This window comes from Roseovarius aestuariivivens (assembly GCF_004761875.1).
In the GTDB taxonomy this organism is placed as follows: Bacteria; Pseudomonadota; Alphaproteobacteria; order Rhodobacterales; family Rhodobacteraceae; genus Roseovarius; species Roseovarius aestuariivivens.
In genome coordinates this window covers 40,094-56,968 of record NZ_SJEY01000004.1, presented here as the reverse complement: position 1 = coordinate 56,968, position 16,875 = coordinate 40,094, and the positions used below count along the sequence as shown (strand labels likewise).

15 protein-coding genes are annotated in these 16,875 nt (G+C 65.6%); 9 read left to right on the top strand and 6 right to left on the bottom strand.

Features of this window, described 5'->3' with window-relative positions; translation table 11 throughout:
- The first annotated feature begins 75 nt into the window (after positions 1–75).
- A complete protein-coding gene (locus EZV60_RS07770; RefSeq protein ID WP_135504684.1) occupies positions 76–1,590 on the top strand; it encodes a YifB family Mg chelatase-like AAA ATPase in 1,515 nt (504 codons plus the stop codon).
- Here EZV60_RS07770 and EZV60_RS07765 read toward each other — a convergent pair.
- From EZV60_RS07765 to rsmI, 4 genes are read right to left on the bottom strand one after another with little or no spacing between them, the layout of a single operon-like run.
- A complete protein-coding gene (locus EZV60_RS07765; protein ID WP_135504021.1) occupies positions 1,556–2,467 on the bottom strand; it encodes an alpha/beta hydrolase fold domain-containing protein in 912 nt (303 codons plus the stop codon). The genes EZV60_RS07770 and EZV60_RS07765 overlap by 35 nt on opposite strands.
- A complete protein-coding gene (gene gshB, locus EZV60_RS07760) occupies positions 2,464–3,399 on the bottom strand; it encodes a glutathione synthase (RefSeq protein WP_135504019.1) in 936 nt (311 codons plus the stop codon). The genes EZV60_RS07765 and gshB overlap by 4 nt, the downstream gene beginning before the upstream one ends.
- Positions 3,400–3,459: 60 nt before the next feature.
- Positions 3,460–3,861: a YraN family protein gene (locus EZV60_RS07755; protein ID WP_135504017.1), complete on the bottom strand. Its 402-nt coding sequence runs from the start codon at positions 3,859–3,861 to the stop codon at positions 3,460–3,462.
- Positions 3,862–3,913: 52 nt separating this feature from the next.
- Positions 3,914–4,777, bottom strand: coding sequence for a 16S rRNA (cytidine(1402)-2'-O)-methyltransferase (gene rsmI, locus EZV60_RS07750; protein WP_135504015.1), 864 nt, complete (start codon positions 4,775–4,777; stop codon positions 3,914–3,916).
- 86 nt (positions 4,778–4,863) lie between these two features.
- On the opposite strand from rsmI, the gene EZV60_RS07745 reads away from it, so the two are divergent.
- The 4 genes from EZV60_RS07745 to EZV60_RS07730 all read left to right on the top strand — a co-directional run bounded on the left by EZV60_RS07745 (position 4,864) and on the right by EZV60_RS07730 (position 12,093).
- The gene (locus tag EZV60_RS07745) at positions 4,864–6,051 is read left to right on the top strand and encodes a penicillin-binding protein activator (protein ID WP_135504682.1); all 1,188 of its coding nucleotides are present in this window, start codon (positions 4,864–4,866) and stop codon (positions 6,049–6,051) included.
- A gap of 29 nt (positions 6,052–6,080) precedes the next feature.
- Entirely contained in the window at positions 6,081–8,846 is a 2,766-nt protein-coding gene (locus tag EZV60_RS07740; RefSeq protein ID WP_135504013.1) for a [protein-PII] uridylyltransferase, read from the top strand.
- Between the two features lie 185 nt (positions 8,847–9,031).
- Positions 9,032–10,570 (top strand): murein biosynthesis integral membrane protein MurJ, encoded by a 1,539-nt coding sequence (gene murJ, locus EZV60_RS07735; protein ID WP_135504011.1) that lies wholly within the window; start codon positions 9,032–9,034, stop codon positions 10,568–10,570.
- A 5-nt stretch (positions 10,571–10,575) separates the two neighbouring features.
- Entirely contained in the window at positions 10,576–12,093 is a 1,518-nt protein-coding gene (locus EZV60_RS07730) for a phospholipase D family protein (protein WP_135504009.1), read from the top strand.
- A 37-nt stretch (positions 12,094–12,130) separates the two neighbouring features.
- Here EZV60_RS07730 and EZV60_RS07725 read toward each other — a convergent pair whose 3' ends face one another.
- Positions 12,131–12,829 (bottom strand): rhomboid family intramembrane serine protease, encoded by a 699-nt coding sequence (locus EZV60_RS07725; protein WP_135504007.1) that lies wholly within the window; start codon positions 12,827–12,829, stop codon positions 12,131–12,133.
- A gap of 71 nt (positions 12,830–12,900) precedes the next feature.
- Here EZV60_RS07725 and trpS point away from each other — a divergent pair, with 71 nt between their 5' ends.
- Positions 12,901–13,920, top strand: coding sequence for a tryptophan--tRNA ligase (trpS, locus tag EZV60_RS07720; protein ID WP_135504005.1), 1,020 nt, complete (start codon positions 12,901–12,903; stop codon positions 13,918–13,920).
- A gap of 45 nt (positions 13,921–13,965) precedes the next feature.
- Here the strand turns inward: trpS and EZV60_RS07715 are convergent, their stop codons facing one another.
- On the bottom strand, positions 13,966–15,036 hold the full coding sequence (locus EZV60_RS07715; RefSeq protein WP_135504003.1) for a PLP-dependent cysteine synthase family protein: 1,071 nt from the start codon (positions 15,034–15,036) through the stop codon (positions 13,966–13,968).
- A 74-nt stretch (positions 15,037–15,110) separates the two neighbouring features.
- Here EZV60_RS07715 and EZV60_RS07710 point away from each other — a divergent pair, with 74 nt between their 5' ends.
- The 3 genes from EZV60_RS07710 to EZV60_RS07700 all read left to right on the top strand — a co-directional run bounded on the left by EZV60_RS07710 (position 15,111) and on the right by EZV60_RS07700 (position 16,870).
- Positions 15,111–15,692 (top strand): VOC family protein, encoded by a 582-nt coding sequence (locus EZV60_RS07710; RefSeq protein ID WP_135504001.1) that lies wholly within the window; start codon positions 15,111–15,113, stop codon positions 15,690–15,692.
- 237 nt (positions 15,693–15,929) lie between these two features.
- Positions 15,930–16,268, top strand: coding sequence for an H-NS histone family protein (locus tag EZV60_RS07705; RefSeq protein WP_210115072.1), 339 nt, complete (start codon positions 15,930–15,932; stop codon positions 16,266–16,268).
- Positions 16,269–16,384: 116 nt separating this feature from the next.
- Positions 16,385–16,870 (top strand): VOC family protein, encoded by a 486-nt coding sequence (locus EZV60_RS07700; RefSeq protein WP_135503999.1) that lies wholly within the window; start codon positions 16,385–16,387, stop codon positions 16,868–16,870.
- Positions 16,871–16,875: the final 5 nt, after the last annotated feature.

Here is a 16,875-nt window from a genome sequence, read left to right as displayed (position 1 = left end):
CGCCCGGGCCGGTTAACCATTTCCTAACCTCGCGCGCGATACTGGTTAACCGAGCTTAACGTGAGGAACGAAACCATGGTCGCGCGCGCCTATACCGTTGCCTTCGAAGGGGTCGAGGCGCGCAGCGTGGAGGTGCAATGCGCCGTCACCCCCGGCCTGCCCGCCTTTTCCCTCGTGGGCCTGCCGGACAAGGCCGTCTCGGAGGCGCGCGACCGGGTCCGCACCGCGCTCAGTTCCATGGCCATCGCACTGCCTTCGAAGCGCATCACGATCAACCTGTCGCCCGCCGACCTGCCCAAGGTGGGCAGCCATTTCGACCTGCCGATCGCACTGGCCCTGCTGGCCGCCCTCGACATCATTCCGCGCGACGCCGTGGAAGGCACCTGCAGCCTCGGCGAGCTGTCCCTCGACGGCACGCTGATCCCGGTAATCGGCGCACTGCCCGCCGCCATGGCCGCCGCGCGCGCCGAGCGCACGCTGCTTTGCCCCAAGGGCTCAGGCGCCGAGGCCGCCTGGGTCGGGGCGACGCAGGTGATAGGCGCCACTACACTCGCCGATGTGGTGCGACACTATACCGGGCAGTCGCCTCTGCCGCCGGCGGAACCCGGCGAGGTTCTGTCGGACAGTCCAGGCCGTTGCCTGCGCGATGTGAAGGGACAGGAACGCGCCAAGCGCGCACTGGAAATCGCCGCCGCGGGGCGGCATCACCTGATGATGGTGGGCACGCCGGGCTCGGGCAAATCCATGCTCGCCGCGCGCCTGCCCGGCATCCTGCCGCCCCTCACCGCCCCCGAGGCGCTGGAGACCTCGATGATCCATTCCCTCGCGGGACTTCTGGACGAGGGCGGCATCAACCGCACGCGGCCCTTCCGCGAGCCGCATCACACCGCCTCCATGGCCGCCATCGTCGGCGGGGGCCGGCGGGCTGGCCCGGGCGAGATCAGCCTTGCCCATAACGGTGTTCTCTTCATGGACGAGTTCCCCGAATATCCCCGCGCGGTGCTCGAAACTCTGCGCCAGCCCATCGAGACCGGTGAGGTCGTCGTCGCGCGGGCCAATGCGCATGTGAAATATCCCTGCCGTTTCATGCTGGTGGCCGCCGCGAACCCCTGCAAATGCGGCTACCTGCCTGATCCCGCCCGCGCCTGCGCGCGCGTGCCCCACTGCGGTGAGGAGTATATGGGCCGCATCTCGGGGCCGCTGATGGACCGCTTCGATCTGCGCATCGAAGTGCCACCCGTGGCCTTCACCGATCTCGACCTGCCGCCCTCGGGCGACAGCTCGGCCGAGGTTGCCGCACGGGTGGCGGCGGCGCGCGAGGTGCAGGCGGAACGCTTTACGCAGCGGCCGGACATGCGTCTCAACGCCGATGCCGAGGGCGAGACGCTCGAAGAAATCGCGACGCCCGATGCCGAGGGGCGCGAGCTTCTGGCGCGGGTCGCGGACCGTTTCGGCCTTTCGGCGCGCGGGTATCACCGTATCCTGCGGGTGGCACGGACCATCGCCGATCTCGACGGGTCGACGGATCTGCGCCGCCCGCATGTCGCCGAGGCGGTCAGCTATCGTCTGTCACTGGCGAAAGAGAACTGATCCAGGCCGCGATCGCCGTCAGCGTCTCGCGCGCCTCTGGCAGGGTGTTGTGGAAGATCGGCCAGACATGCGGCAGGTCGCGTTCTATGACCTCGGTCACCTCGATGCCCTGATCGCGCAGATGCGACGTCATCCGACGGGTGTCGTCGAGCAGGATCTCGGTATCCCCCGCGGTCAACCAGACCGGGCCCGCGCCATCGAAACCTGCGCGCAAGGGCGAGGCCCGCGGGTCGTCGGGATCTGCGCCCTGCAGATACATCTCCGCAAGCTCCGCCGCCCGCGCGGCGGGCAGGAGGACTTCGGCCTGCGCGTTGCGCATCAGGCTTTCGCCGCCGTGTCCCAGATCGGTGAGGGGCGACAGGCCAAAGCATCCCAGAGGCCGCGGCAGATTCAACCGGCAGATCTCGCCCAGAAGTGCCAGCGCCAGACCGCCGCCCGCGCTGTCCCCGCCCAGAACGACCCCGCCGGGGCGGTCCATCACCGCCCGGTAGATTGCCAGCGCATCCTCGACGGCAGCCGGAAAGGCGTGTTCTGGTGCCTTGGCGTAATCTGGCAGGCAAGCGGGCGCTTGAGCGGCGCGTGACAGCCAGGCCAGCATCGCCCGGTGCGTGCGCGGCGAGCCGAAGACATAGCCGCCGCCGTGAAAGTAAAGGATCAGCGGACCGTCAGCCTCGGCCACCCAGGGTGCGCGCACCGAGGTGACCGGCACGCCTGCGATCTCGCCCTGACGGAATCGGGTGCCGAGCGGGGGATGAAAGAAAAGCCGCGCCTTGGCCTCGAACGACTGACGTAACGAGATGGGGCGGGCAACCCGCGCCAGATAGGGTTTTTCCGTCAGCCGCAGATATGCGTTGAGGATGGGCCGCATCAGGCTCATGCCCGGCGCGTCTCGATTGCATCCCAGATCAGGCCAGCGGCATTTGTGCCGTCGAACCGCTCCAGCTCCTGGATCCCGGTGGGCGAGGTCACGTTGATCTCGGTCAGGTACTGCCCGATCACGTCGATGCCGACGAAGATCTGACCTTTCTCGCGCAAAAGCGGACCGATCTTGGCGCAGATCTCGCGGTCCCGCGCACTCAGCGCCACCTTCTCCGGCTTGCCCCCCACATGCATGTTGGACCGCACCTCGCCGGCGCCGGGCATGCGGTTGATCGCGCCGACGGGCTCTCCGTCGACAAGGATCACCCGCTTGTCGCCATCCTTGATCTCGGGCAGGTATTTCTGCACGATCAGCGGCTCGCGGCTGAACCCGGTGAAGAGCTCGTGCAGGCTGCTGAGATTGCGGTCATCCTCGGGCAGGTGAAAAACGCCCGCGCCTCCATTGCCGTAGAGCGGTTTGAGGATCACGTCGCCGTGCCGGGCGCGGAACGCCTTGATCGTATCGAGGTCGCGCGCGATGGCGGTGGGCGGCATCAATTCCGGAAAATCGAGGATGAGCAGCTTTTCGGGGTAATTGCGCACCCAGAACGGATCATTCACCACCAGCGTGCCGGGGCTGAGCCGCTGCAGCAGGTGCGTGGTGGTGATGTAGAACATGTCAAAGGGGGGATCCTGCCGGAGCCAGACCACGTCGAACTCTCCCAGATCGACGGTCGTCTCGGCGCCGAGGCTGTAATGGTCGCCCTTGACCCGCCGCACCTCGAGAGGCCAGCCGCGCGCGGTGATGCGCCCCTGATCGTAGGCCAGGCGATCCGGCGTGTAATAAAATAGCGTATGTCCACGCGCCTGCGCCTCTTCGGCCAGACGAAAGGTGCTGTCGCCGTTGATGTCGATAGGCCCGATCGGGTCCATCTGAAAAGCAATCTTCATCGAATTCCCCCGCGGGCTGCGTCACGCTTCTACATGCGGCATGACCGGGGCGAGCGCAAATCAGAAATGCCCGAAAGCCGCCTCCAGCACCTCGACATGCCCGCGGGCGTCTACGGTGGCCAGGTCGAAGCGCACCGCGCTGAGCTGACCTGCCGGCAGGCTGTCCATGTAGGCCGATGCCGCCGCAATGATCCTGCGAATCTGGGCGGGGCGCAGCCGTTCCGCCGCCGCCGCGTGGGTGGCACCGCGCTTCACCTCGCAAAAGACCACTTCGTCGCCAGTGTCGAGAACAAGGTCGATCTCACCGCCCCCGCCCCGCCAGCGTTGGTCGCGCAGACCGGCACCGTGCTGGGCGTAATGCGCAATCACCGATCTTTCCGCCGCCGCACCGCTCAGACAGGCACGCTGTCCACGCTCACGCCGCCGCTCGGCCACTGCGCCAGTGTCGATTAAATCCAGCATGACGATCCTCCTTGTCTCGACAGGGCCGCCCCTGTCGCGGCAAGGCCATCGCTCAGGGAGCGCTCTTCGCAAGCGCGAGCGCCCGCTGGTAGACCTGCCGTCGTTTGAGCCCCGACGCCCCGGTCACAAGATCCGTTGCATCACGGACGGAATGGCTTTCTAGCGCCGTCAGCAACGCCCTGTCTAAGTCGAATTCCTTAAGATTTTCCGAATCTCCCCTGTCGACCAGCACCACGATCTCGCCCTTGAAGGACCGTGCCGCCGCCAGGTCCGCGAGCTCCGACAGGGGCGCGCGCAGGACTTCCTCGAATTTTTTGGTCAGCTCACGGCAGAGCACCGCCTGCCGCGCCCCGCCGAGCACCTCCGCCGCGTCCGCCAGCATCGCCGCCACGCGCTTGGGCGATTCGTAGAACACCAGCGTGCCCGGCACGCCGGCGATCTCGCGCAGCGCGGTTTTCCGCTTGGCCGCGGTCGCCGGCAGGAAACCTGCGAAAAAGAACCGGTCGGTGGGCAGCCCCGAAAGCGTGAGCGCGGTGATCACCGCCGACGGACCGGGCGCCGAGATCAGCGGATACCCCGCCTCGACCACCGCCCGCGCGAGGTCGTATCCGGGATCGGCCACCATCGGCGTGCCGGCTTCTGAGGCGTAAACCACTGATTTTCCCGCCTCCAGCGCCGCCAGGATCCGCGGCCGCGCCCGCGCGCCGTTATGGTCGTGATAGGCCAGCAGTTCGCGCCCCTCGAGGCTCACGCCGTGGATCTCCATGAGCCGGCGCAGACTGCGCGTGTCTTCGGCGGCAAGCAGATCGGCCGAAGCCAGAAGATCGAGCGCGCGCAGCGTGATGTCGCGCGCCGTGCCGATGGGCGTCGCCACGAGGTACAGCCCCGGCGCAAGTTCGCGCTTCTGAGGAATCATCTCTGGACCCGCCTCTCTGGACGTTTATGATTGCCCTGACGCGCGCGACCGTCCCGCGCCGCGCCGAAAAGGGAGTGATCTTGACGATGTTTGCCGTTTTTGCCGCCCTCCGCAAGCCGCTGCGGGCGCTTGCCCTGCTTGCCACCGTGGTGGCCCTGGCCGCCTGCGACACCGTAATGCCCGCCGGTACAGGCGGCGGCGCCGGTCAGCGCGTCACCCCCGGACAGCCGCTTCAGGTGGCGCTTCTGGTGCCGCACGGCTCGGCAAGCCCGAACGAACAGAAACTCGCGCGCGATCTGGAAAACGCCGCCCGGCTTGCCGCGGCGGATCTCAGCGGAGTGCGGATCGACCTGCGGGTCTACGGCACCGCCGGCAACGCGGCGCAGGCCCAGCAGGCCGCGCTCAATGCCGCCAACGAGGGCGCCAAGATCATCGTCGGCCCGCTGCACGCGGAATCCGCCAATGCCGTGGCCGTCGCCATGGCGCCGCGCAACATCAACGTACTCGCCTTTTCCAACAATCCCACCATCGCGGGCGGCAATCTTTTCGTGCTGGGACAGACGTTCCGAAACACCGCCGACCGTCTGACACGCTACGCCGTCGGCCAGGGCCGCGACCGGATCCTAACGGTCTATTCCGACAATCTCGCGGGTCAGGTGGGCCGGCAGGCCATCGAAAGCGCCATCGCCGCCAACGGCGCCACCGCCGCGGGCAGCGTCGGCTACGAGTTTTCCCAACAGGGCGTCGTCGCGGCCGTCCCGCAGATCAAGACCGCGGCGGAAACCAACGGCGCCAACGCGATCTTCATGACCGCGAATGCCGCGGGCGCGCTGCCGCTCTTCAGCCAGATGCTGCCCGAGGCGGGGCTCACCCCTGAGCAGATGCAGTATATCGGTTTGGCCCGCTGGGATACGCCGCCCCAAACCCTTGATTTGCCGGGCGTGCAGGGCGGCTGGTTCGCGCTGCCCGATCCGGCCCGCGCCGCGCAGTTCCGCAGTCGTTTCGAGGCCGCAAACGGCAACAGCCCCCACGCGCTGGCCGGACTGGCCTATGACGGCATCGCCGCGATCGGCGCGCTGGCGTCGTCCCGGCGCAACGACCCGCTGTCGCGCGCGGCGCTGACGCAAAGCGCGGGGTTCCAGGGTGTCGGCGGCATCTTCCGCCTCACTGCCGAAGGTACGGCCGAGCGTGGGCTTGCCGTGGCCACGATCCGCAACAAGCAGGTGGTCCTGCTTTCGCCCGCCCCGCAAAGCTTCGGCGGCGCCGGCTTCTGATCGCCGGCCCGTCCCGTGCAAAGGATCCGATGAAAGACCACCCCCCTCTCCCGGACAACCTGATCTGCCCGGCAGAACGCATTTTCGATGCCTCCGCCGTCGCGCAGGCCGTCGAGACGGCGAACACCGCCGCCGGTGGCGAAGCCATGGCGCTGCGTAAGGCAGTCGTCGCGATCCTGAGCGAGGCGATGCGCGACGGGCGCGCGGCCATCGCGCAGGGCCTTGGCGAACGCCCGTTCGAAGCCCGCCCGGCGACCCGCGCCTATACCTGGCTTACCGATCAGGTGGTCATCACGGCGCTGGATCTCGCGTGCCGCTACCTGCATCCGCGGCCCAACCCAACCGAGTCCGAGCGGATTTCGGTTCTGGCGGTCGGCGGCTACGGCCGGGGCGAAATGGCGCCTTTTTCGGATGTCGACCTGCTGTTTCTCACCCCGTACAAGCTGACCGCCTGGGCCGAAAGCGTGATCGAAAGCACGCTTTACGTTCTTTGGGACGTCAAGCTGAAGGTCGGGCATTCCAGCCGCACGATCCGCGATTGCCTGCGTCTGGCCGGAGAGGATTTCACCATCCGCACCGCGCTTCTGGAAAAACGGTTTCTCTTCGGCGACGCGGCCTTGGCCGAAGAGCTCGACAGCAAGCTGCGCAAGGAGCTTTTCACCGGTACCGAAAAGGCCTTTGTCGAGGCCAAGCTTGAAGAACGCGACGGCCGCCACGAGAAGTACGGCGAACGCTATGTGGTCGAACCCAACATCAAGGAAGGCAAAGGCGGTCTGCGCGACCTGCAATCGCTCTTCTGGATCGCCAAATACGTCTACCATGTGGACGACGTGCAGGAACTCGTCGGACGCGGGCTGTTCACGAAAGAGGAATTCGCCACTTTCGCCAAGGCCGAGACCTTTCTCTGGGCGACGCGCTGTCATCTGCACTTGGCCAGCGGACGGGCGACGGAACAGCTGACCTTCGACATGCAGGTCGAGGTGGCCGAGCGCATGGGCTATGCCGACAGCTCCGGACAGCGCGCCGTCGAGGTTTTCATGCAGGACTATTTCCGCCACGCCACCGCCGTCGGCGATCTCACGCGGATCCTCCTGACCAAGCTCGAAGCGGATCACGTGAAATCCGAGCCCCTGCTGCAACGGCTGTTCGGACGCAAGCGCAAGCTCAAGCCGGGCTATGTCGAGGTGCATGGCCGGTTGGCGATCGAGGACGACACCGCCTTCCTGTCCGATCCGCTCAACCTTTTGCGGCTTTTCGAGGAAGGTCTGCGCACCGGGCTGCTGATCCATCCCGACGCGATGCGGCTGGTCACCGCCAACCTGAACCTCATAGACGAGCGGTTCCGCAATCTGCCCGCCGCGCGCAAGCTCTTTCTCGACCTGCTGCTCAAGCACGGCAATCCTGAACGCGCGTTGCGGCGGATGAACGAGCTGGGCGTCCTGTCGGCCTTCATCCCCGAATTCGAGCCGATCCGCGCGATGATGCAATTCAACATGTATCACAGCTACACCGTGGACGAGCATATCATCCAGTGCATCAGCCAGCTCTCGAAGATCGAGCGGCGTGAATTGACCGAGGATCTGCCGGTGGCCTCGTCAATCCTCGACAAGGGCGTGAACCGCCGGGTGCTTTACGTGGCGCTGCTGGTGCACGACATCGGCAAGGGACGCGACGAGGACCATTCGATTCTGGGGGCGCAGATCGCGCGTGTCGTGGCCCCGCGCCTCGGCCTGAAGCAGGCCGAATGCGACACGGTGGAATGGCTGGTGCGCTATCACCTGCTGATGTCGGACATGGCGCAGAAACGCGACATCGCCGATCCGCGCACGGTTCGTGACTTCGCCAAGGCGGTGCAGACGCGCGAGCGGCTCGACCTGCTTTGCGTGCTCACCGTCTGCGACATCCGCGGCGTGGGGCCGACCACGTGGAACAACTGGAAAGCCTCGCTGATCCGCGCGCTTTACCGGCAAACCCGGCGCGCCATGGAAGGCGGGCTCGAGGCGCTCAACCGCGAGCAGCGCGGCACAGACGCCAAGCGCAATCTGCGCGAGGCGCTGTCGGACTGGGATCAAAAGGCGCTCAAGGCCGAAACGACCCGGCACTACCCGCCCTATTGGCAGGGTCTGCACGTGACCGCGCATGTGGTTTTTGCCCGGCTGCTGCGCGACCTGAAGGATGACGACATCGCCATTGATCTGGCCATCGACGAGGACCGTGACGCCACGCGCGCCTGTTTCGCGCTGGCCGATCATCCGGGCATCTTCTCGCGGCTTGCGGGCGCGCTGGCACTGGTGGGGGCCAACGTGGTCGACGCGCGGACCTACACCACGAAAGACGGCTTCGCCACGGCGGCCTTCTGGATCCAGGATGCCGACGGCAGCCCGTTCGAGGCCGCGCGCCTGCCGCGTCTCAGCCAGATGATCAACAAGACGCTGAAGGGCGAGGTGAAAGCGACCGAGGCGATCAAGTCGCGCGACAAGGTCAAGAAACGCGAACGCGCCTTCCGCGTGCCCACCCATATCACCTTCGACAACACCGGGTCAGAGATCTACACGATCATCGAGGTCGACACCCGCGACCGGCCCGGCCTGCTTTACGACCTGACGCGCACCCTCGCCAGCCAGCATGTCTATATCAACTCGGCAGTGATCGCGACCTATGGCGAGCAGGTGGTCGACACCTTCTATGTCAAGGACATGTTCGGGCTGAAATTCTATTCGCAGTCCAAGCAGAAGGCGCTGGAGCGCAAGCTGCGCGAGGCGATCGAGAAGGGCGTGGAGCGCGCGACAAGCTGATCCGGGCGGGGGCTCTACCCCCGGCCCCCCCAGATATTTTCGGCCAGAGGACGACCGTGCCGCGTCCGGTCGGCGGTTCAATGCCCGGCATTTGCCGACGGAACGGCGCCCGCACCGTCAGACCTTTTCCAAGAAGGGTCTTTCAGCTACTGCTCGCAGCGCATCCTGTTGGAGTTCTTGTCCGAATGAGACCTGTCCGCTTGCTTTCCGGGATCCTGACCGTTGGCGGCTGGACACTTCTGAGCCGCGTTCTGGGTTTCGTGCGCGACGTGCTCATCGCCGGATTCCTCGGCCCCGGCCTTCTGATGGACGCCTTCGTCGCCGCGTTCCGCCTGCCCAACATGTTCCGCCGCTTCTTCGCCGAAGGGGCCTTTAACGCCGCCTTCGTGCCGATGTTCTCCAAGCGGCTGGAGGCAGACGACGATCCCATCGGGTTCGCCCGTCTGGCGCTGTCGGGGCTGGCGCTGGTGCTTCTGACGCTGACCGGGCTCGCGATGGTCTTCATGCCCGCGCTGGTCTGGGCCACGGCCGAGGGGTTTTACGGCGATCCCCGCTTCGATCTGACCGTCGAGTACGGGCGCATCGTCTTTCCCTACGTTCTCTTCATTTCGCTGGCGGCGCTCTTTTCCGGGGTGCTTAACGCCGCGGGCCGGTTCGCCGCCGCCGCCGCCGCGCCGGTGCTGCTCAACGTGCTGCTCGTCAGCGCCATGTCGCTGGCCTGGTGGCTGGGCGGCGACGTGGCCGCCGCACTGGTCTGGACGATCCCGGCGGCCGGGGTGGCGCAGCTCGCGCTCGTTTGGGCGGCCGCCGACCGCGCGGGCCTGCGCATCCGCCCGACCCGCCCGCGCTGGACGCCAGCGATGGCACGGCTGGTGCGCGTGGCGGTCCCCGCGGCCCTCGCGGGGGGCGTGGTGCAGGTCAACCTGCTGGTGGGACAGCTCGTCGCCTCCAACACCGAAGGCGCGGTCAGCTGGCTTTACGCCGCCGACCGGCTTTACCAGCTACCGCTCGGTGTGGTCGGCATCGCGGTGGGTATCGTGCTTCTGCCCGATCTGTCGCGCCGCCTGAAATCCGGGGACGACGCGGGCGCACGGCTGGCACTGTCGCGCGCCGGCGAGGTGGCGCTGGCGCTGACCGTGCCCTGCGCGGTGGCGCTCGTCGTCATCCCGCTGCCGCTCGTCTCGGTCCTGTTCGAGCGTGGCGCCTTCGGCACCGACGACACCGCGGCCACGGCGCTGGCCGTGGCCATCTACGGGCTGGGTCTGCCGGCCTTTGTCCTGCAGAAGATCCAGCAACCGCTGTTCTTCGCCCGCGAGGACACCCGCCGCCCGTTCCAGTATGCGCTTGTGGCGATGGCGATCAACGCCGTGATCGCGGTGGGATTGGCCTATGCCATCGGCTGGATCGCCGCCGCCATCGCGACCACGCTCGCGGCCTGGGTGATGGTCTGGCAACTGACGCGCGGCGCGCGGGGTTTCGGCGACGCCGCGCGGTTCGACGCCCGGTTCCGCGCCCGGCTGTGGCGGATCCTGCTGGCCTCGGCCATCATGGGTGCCGCACTTTGGGGCCTGTCGGTCCTGCTCACGCCGTTCTTCGGCATGGGCGGCTGGCGCTGGCTGGCGCTGCTGGTACTGATCCTCTCCGGAACGCTTGTCTACGGTCTGGCCGGGCAGATCCTGGGCGCCTTCCGGATGCGCGAACTGCGCGAAAGCTTTCGACGGTGACGGGCATGCCAGCATCGACCGATCTCAGGCCGCTCATCACCGCGGCGGAAATCTTTCCCGAACTCGAAACCCTGTGTGACAGCGCGCAGGAAGAGCTGTTCCTTTGCTTTCGCATTTTCGACCCCCGCACCCGCCTGCGCGGCGCGGCGCTGCGGTCGCGCGGCCTGCAAAGCTGGGCCGATCTTCTGGCCGATGTGGCGTCGCGCGGTGTGCGCTTGCGCCTGATCATTTCGGATTTCGATCCCCTGTTCACCAGCGACCTGCACCGTGGCGCATGGCGCGCCGCACGCGGATTTACCGAGGCGATGACCGGCGCGCCCGACGCACAGATTCTCTGCGCCCCGCACGGGCAACTGGCCGGCAGGCTCTGGCACCTTGCGATGCGGCGGCGCATCCGGCGGATCCTGGCCCGGTTGCGCACCGACCCCGCCGAGGCGCTGACACCGGTCCAGGCGCAGCTGCTGCGTCATTTGCCGATCCTGCGGCCGGTCACGATCCATCAGAAATTCGCCGTCGCCGATGGCGCGCAGACCGTCTTGGGCGGGCTCGATGTCGACGAGCGTCGCTGGGACGACCCCGATCACGACCGGCCCGCCAACGACACCTGGCACGATGTCAGCCTGGCCGCCCATGGCCCCGTCTGCAAGGCGGTGCGGGCGCATTTCATCGACACCTGGAACACCGCGCTCAGCTATGGCGCGCCCGCCGTTCTGGGCGAGGGAACGAAGCTGGACGAGCCCGGCGGCCTGCTGCCCCACCGACCCGGCAGCGGCCCGGCGCTCAAGCGCACGGTATCGATGCCGCGCCACTGGCCGGGCGCGTTGGCGCCCCGCCGGCATGTCACCGAGCACCTCGAGGCGCTGACCGAGGCGCTGATGACCGCACGCCGGTCGATCTATCTCGAGACACAGTTCTTCCGGCATCTGCCGCTCGCCCGCGCGCTGGCGCAGGCCGGGCGCGATCATCCGGATCTGAACCTCATTCTGCTCATGCCCGCGACGCCCGAACGCGTCGCGTTTGAGGGGCAGTCCGGCTTCGACGTGCGTCACGCCCAGGCGCTGCAGCTGCGCTGCCTGGCGCATCTCGACCGCGCGTTCGGATCCCGCCTGGCGCTCGTGTCGCCGGTGCAGCCGCGCGCGCCGGTCCCGGGCGAAACGACCGACCACGTGACGCACGATCCCATCGTCTATGTGCATTCCAAGGTCTCGCTGATCGACGACCATTGGGGCATGGTCGGCTCGGCCAATCTCAACGGCCGGTCGATGCACTGGGATACCGAGGCGTCGCTTGTGTTCACGGACCCCGGGACCGTGACCGACCTGCGCACGCGCCTTGCCCAGGTCTGGTTCGGGGCCGAGGCGCCCGAGGGCGAGATCACCCTTGCCGAGACATGGAACCGCGCCGCACAGCGCAATGCGGACCGCGCGCATGACGCGCGCAAGGGCTTTCTCATGCCCTACCCGGAAAAGGCCACGCGCAAGTTTTCCGCCTATCTGCCGGTTCTGCCCGCCGACATGTTCTGAAACGCGTTCCGGCGTGGCGAGAGGCGCGCCCCAGGACTCAGCGCTGGCGCAACCGGTCGCGGATCTTGGCCCAGCCGCCCGGCGCCAGAACGAAGGACAGGCCAAAGCCCGCCGCAAAGCCCGCCACGTCTGCCACCCAGCCACTGCCGCCGCCATACATCAGGCCAAAGACAAGCTGGATCGCCAGCAGAAAGCCGATCATCGTGAAGGCCCGGATCTGGTTCTCGCCCATCTGCCCCAGCCGCAGCCACACCAGATAGGTAAAGCCACCGATCAGGCCATAGACCCCGGGATAGGCCCCGTAATAGCCGGGCCCATCGGGAAAGAGCAGCCCGTAGATCGCCACGCCCAGCATCGACGCGCCGAAAAAGACCGCCATCACCGCCCATCCGGCCATCCGTTCGCCCACGAACTTGCCAAGCGCCAGCACCATCGCGGCGGCGAACCCGGCATGCAGGAAACTGCCATGGACAAAGGGATAGGTCAGGTACCGCCACAGGAAGTCGACCCGCAGCACCCCGTTCTCTATCATCCAGGCCTGCGCGCGGTTGGAAAAGGCGAAATCCTGGATCGCCTCCAGCCGCCATCCCACCGCCTGCGGGCCGCCCACCATGCCCCGTGCGCCCAGCGCGAACAGGCATTCGATGACGAAGATCGCCAGCGCCACGACCACGACCAGGGGCGGCACCGCGTTGAACGGGCTCGGCTCGCGGATATAGTCCTGATCGTCGCTCATGCGGCTCTCCTTGACGGCGCTGCGGCCCACCAGTAAGCGAGGCGTCGACGGAAATCCAGACGGAGAGAGCCATGAGTGAGGCGGTCCACACACCTCGCGTTTTCTCGGGCATTCAGCCCTCGGGCAACCTGACGCTCGGCAACTATCTCGGTGCGCTGAAACGCTTTGCCGAGGCGCAGGAGAACGGCATCGAGTCGATCTATTGCATGGTCGATCTGCACGCCATCACCGTCTGGCAGGACCCCGCGAAACTGGCCAACGCCACGCGCGAGCTGTGCGCGGGTTTCATCGCCTCCGGCCTCGATCCGAAAAAGTCCATCCTCTTCAACCAATCCCAGGTGCCCGAGCACACCCAGATGGCCTGGATCTTCAACTGCGTGGCCCGCATGGGCTGGATGCAGCGCATGACCCAGTTCAAGGACAAGGCCGGCAAGAACGCGCAGAACGCCTCGCTTGGCCTGTTCGCCTATCCCGCCCTCATGGCCGCCGACATCCTCACCTACCACGCCACGCATGTGCCGGTGGGCGAGGATCAGAAACAGCATATCGAGCTGACGCGCGACATCGCGATCAAATTCAACAACGACTACGGCGTCGAGTTCTTCCCCGTCACCGCCCCGGTGATCGAAGGTGCGGCCACCCGTGTCATGAGCCTGCGCGACGGGTCCAAGAAGATGTCGAAATCCGATCCCTCGGACATGAGCCGCATCAACCTCACCGACGATGCCGACACCATTGCCAAGAAGATCCGCAAGGCCAAGACCGACCCCGAGCCGCTGCCCGAGAGCGTCGATGGCCTTGAAGAGCGCCCCGAGGCCCGCAACCTCGTCAACATCTACGCCGCGCTCTCGGATCGGACGGTGGCGCAGGTCATGGACGAGATGGGCGGCAAGCCGTTTTCCGAGTTCAAGCCGATGCTGGCCGATCTCGCGGTGGAAAAACTCGCGCCGATCTCGTCCGAGATGTCCCGCCTGATGCAGGACCCAGCCGAGATCGACCGCATCCTCGCCGATGGCGCCCAGCGCGCCCGCGCTATCGCCACGCCGATCCTGCAGGAAACCTATCGCATCGTCGGCATGGTCGGCGCCTGAGACCCGCCCGGCGCGGCATCAACGGCCGCGCCGGGCAGACGCGCCTTATTCCACCTGATAGCCCGGGGTCGAGGCCGAGATTTCCTGTTCCTCGGCGTTCATCCCCTCTTCGATCCCCTCGAACAGCGGCGTGCTCAGATATCTCTCGCCGGTATCTGGCAGCATGCACAGGATCACCGTGCCCTGCGGCGCGGTCTTGGCCAGCTCCATCGACACCGCAAAGGTCGAGCCACCGGAAACACCCGTGAAAATCCCCTCTTCCGCCGCCAGCCGCTTGGCCCAGGCGATACCGTCCGCCCCCGCGACCGGAATCAGGTCGTCGTAAAGCGCCTTGTCGATGGCTTCCTGCAGCACCAGAGGAATGAAATCCGGCGTCCAGCCCTGGATCGGGTGCGGCTCGAACGCCGGGTGGCTCTCATCAGGCTCACCCTTGTCGTTGCGCTTTTGGCTATGGCCGCTGCCGATCAGCTGCGCGTTCGCGGGCTCGGACAGAATGATCTTGGTGTCGGGCCTCTCTTTCCGCAAAACCCGGCCGATCCCCGTCACCGTGCCGCCCGTGCCATAGCCCGTCACCACGTAATCCAGCCTGTGATCCTTGAAATCCGCCACGATCTCAGGGCCGGTGGTGGCCTCGTGAATGGCCGCGTTGGCCTCGGTCTCGAACTGATGCGCCAGGAACCAGCCATGCTTTTCGGCCAGTTCCACCGCTTTCTTGTACATGCCAAAGCCCTTCTCGGCCTTGGGCGTCAGAACCACCTTCGCGCCCAGCATGCGCATCAGCCGCCGCCGCTCAATGGAAAAGCTATCGGCCATCGTCACCACAAGCGGATAGCCTTTCTGCGCGCACACCATGGCAAGGCCGATCCCGGTGTTGCCGGATGTCGCCTCGACCACCGTCTGCCCGGGCTTGAGCGTGCCGTTCGCCTCCGCCGTTTCGATGATCGACACCGCCAGCCGGTCCTTGACCGACGCCGCCGGGTTGAACGCCTCGGCCTTGACGTAAACCTCCACCCCGTCTGGCGCGAGGTTGTTCACGCGAATGACCGGCGTATCGCCAATCGTGTCCAGCACGCTGTCGTACCGCTTGCCGCGCCCTTGCGTCGTTCGTCCGGCCATGAGTCTCTCCCCCTGTGCAAATGCGGATTTCGCCTTACCCTAACACGGCACAGCCGTCGCAACAGAGGTCTTTCATGCGCAAACTTCAAGCTCAGGGTATCCATCACATCACCCTCACCGGGGCCGACCGCCAGACCAGCATTGATTTCTGGGAAGGCGTTCTGGGCATGCCGTTCATTTTCGATCAGCCCAATCTTGATGATCCGGATGAAGGGCATCTTTATTTCGATCCCGGCGACGGACGGCTGATCACAATATTCACCAATGAAAAGCGAAAGCCGGTCCATGACCGCACGCCCACGGATCCCGGCTGCGTGCATCATCTTGCCATCAATGTCAGCAAGGCGACTTTTTCACAGGCCGTTGCACGTCTCGATGAACGCGGCATTTCTCATTCGGGGCCAAAAGACCGCGGATTCATGGATTCGATTTATTTCACCGATCCGCTCGGTTTACTGATTGAATTGGCCTGCTACCGGTTCGAGCCGCCAATGGGATGCAGCCATGCCGATGTCATGATAACCGCGCACCGCCTTCGCGTGGAACGCGGCGATTACAATATCGCCGAAATTCATCTGGCCGATGCCATAGAGGAACTCGTGCACGCAACTCAGAAAAGCCTGTCATCAGATCGGGCGGCAAAAGATCCATATTGAGGTAAATCCAAGCACACGCAGAATGCGAATTTCTTTTTCCGAATTGCCGATACGGTGTATTTTGTAGCCGGTTTACCCAGATTTCCGTATTTTTTATCCGCGTGACACAAAAAGGGATATCAATCTTCGTCAATTAATCGTCTAAGTGGTCCTGCTAGTGGGGTATTCAGTTAAACAAAGTCGTAACGAAAAAACGACCGGAACGAAAATTCGGTAACCGGCTCAAAAGGACAGACCATGGCGAAGAAAATGAATCTCGATGCGCTGAGTCTTTCGGAATTGAAGACCCTTGAGAAAGATGTCGCGAAGGCCATCGACCGCGCGGAGAAACGCGAACGCAAGGAAGCATTGGACAAGCTGGAATCGGAGGCCAAGAAACTCGGCTTTACGCTGGCAGAGCTTCTGTCGCTCAAATCCGGCGGGCGCAAATCCTCTGGTCCCCGCAGCAAGGCCGCCCCGAAATATCAGCATCCCGACGATCCGACCGTCACCTGGACCGGCCGCGGACGTCAGCCCAAATGGATCAAGGACGGCCTTGCCGCCGGCAAGTCGCTGGACGACTTCCTGATCAAGTAAACCCGCTAACGCGGTATCGTGCAAAATCGCACAGAAGGGCGCAATTCTCATCGAGTTGCGCTTTTCTTTTTGCGTCTCATATGTTCGGGACACGCAGAAACTCCGGACGATATGCCATGACCCATCCCGTTCATCCCGCCGTCACCATCGGCCACGTTCATCTGAAGGTCGCCGATCTCGATCGCGCGATCGCTTTTTATCAGGATGTGCTCGGCTTCGAGCTACAGCAGAAATACGGTAGCCGCGCGGCGTTCCTGTCGGCGGGGGGCTACCACCACCATATCGGCCTGAACACGTGGGAGTCGCAGGGCGGCACACCACCTCCACCGGGCCATACCGGCCTCTATCACACCGCATTCCTCTATCCCGACCGCACGCAGCTCGCCGATGCGCTGCGCCGCGTGGTCGAGGCCGGGATCGAGATCGACGGCGCCGCCGATCATGGCGTGTCAGAGGCGATCTACCTGACCGATCCAGACGGCAACGGGGTCGAGCTTTACCGCGACCGCCCGTCGACCGAATGGCCCCGCGATGCCAACGGTGATCTGGCAATGGTCAACAAACCGCTCGACCTGCACGCGCTTCTGGCCGAGGCGCCGTAACAGAT

Excerpts from the sequence above, each read along its gene's own strand:
- EZV60_RS07770 (WP_135504684.1), top strand. The coding sequence starts at position 76 with ATGGTCGCGCGCGCCTATACCGTTGCCTTCGAAGGGGTCGAGGCGCGC.
- EZV60_RS07765 (WP_135504021.1), bottom strand. The coding sequence starts at position 2,467 with ATGAGCCTGATGCGGCCCATCCTCAACGCATATCTGCGGCTGACGGAA.
- gshB (WP_135504019.1), bottom strand. The coding sequence starts at position 3,399 with ATGAAGATTGCTTTTCAGATGGACCCGATCGGGCCTATCGACATCAAC.
- EZV60_RS07755 (WP_135504017.1), bottom strand. The coding sequence starts at position 3,861 with ATGCTGGATTTAATCGACACTGGCGCAGTGGCCGAGCGGCGGCGTGAG.
- rsmI (WP_135504015.1), bottom strand. The coding sequence starts at position 4,777 with ATGATTCCTCAGAAGCGCGAACTTGCGCCGGGGCTGTACCTCGTGGCG.
- EZV60_RS07745 (WP_135504682.1), top strand. The coding sequence starts at position 4,864 with ATGTTTGCCGTTTTTGCCGCCCTCCGCAAGCCGCTGCGGGCGCTTGCC.
- EZV60_RS07740 (WP_135504013.1), top strand. The coding sequence starts at position 6,081 with ATGAAAGACCACCCCCCTCTCCCGGACAACCTGATCTGCCCGGCAGAA.
- murJ (WP_135504011.1), top strand. The coding sequence starts at position 9,032 with ATGAGACCTGTCCGCTTGCTTTCCGGGATCCTGACCGTTGGCGGCTGG.
- EZV60_RS07730 (WP_135504009.1), top strand. The coding sequence starts at position 10,576 with ATGCCAGCATCGACCGATCTCAGGCCGCTCATCACCGCGGCGGAAATC.
- EZV60_RS07725 (WP_135504007.1), bottom strand. The coding sequence starts at position 12,829 with ATGAGCGACGATCAGGACTATATCCGCGAGCCGAGCCCGTTCAACGCG.
- trpS (WP_135504005.1), top strand. The coding sequence starts at position 12,901 with ATGAGTGAGGCGGTCCACACACCTCGCGTTTTCTCGGGCATTCAGCCC.
- EZV60_RS07715 (WP_135504003.1), bottom strand. The coding sequence starts at position 15,036 with ATGGCCGGACGAACGACGCAAGGGCGCGGCAAGCGGTACGACAGCGTG.
- EZV60_RS07710 (WP_135504001.1), top strand. The coding sequence starts at position 15,111 with ATGCGCAAACTTCAAGCTCAGGGTATCCATCACATCACCCTCACCGGG.
- EZV60_RS07705 (WP_210115072.1), top strand. The coding sequence starts at position 15,930 with ATGGCGAAGAAAATGAATCTCGATGCGCTGAGTCTTTCGGAATTGAAG.
- EZV60_RS07700 (WP_135503999.1), top strand. The coding sequence starts at position 16,385 with ATGACCCATCCCGTTCATCCCGCCGTCACCATCGGCCACGTTCATCTG.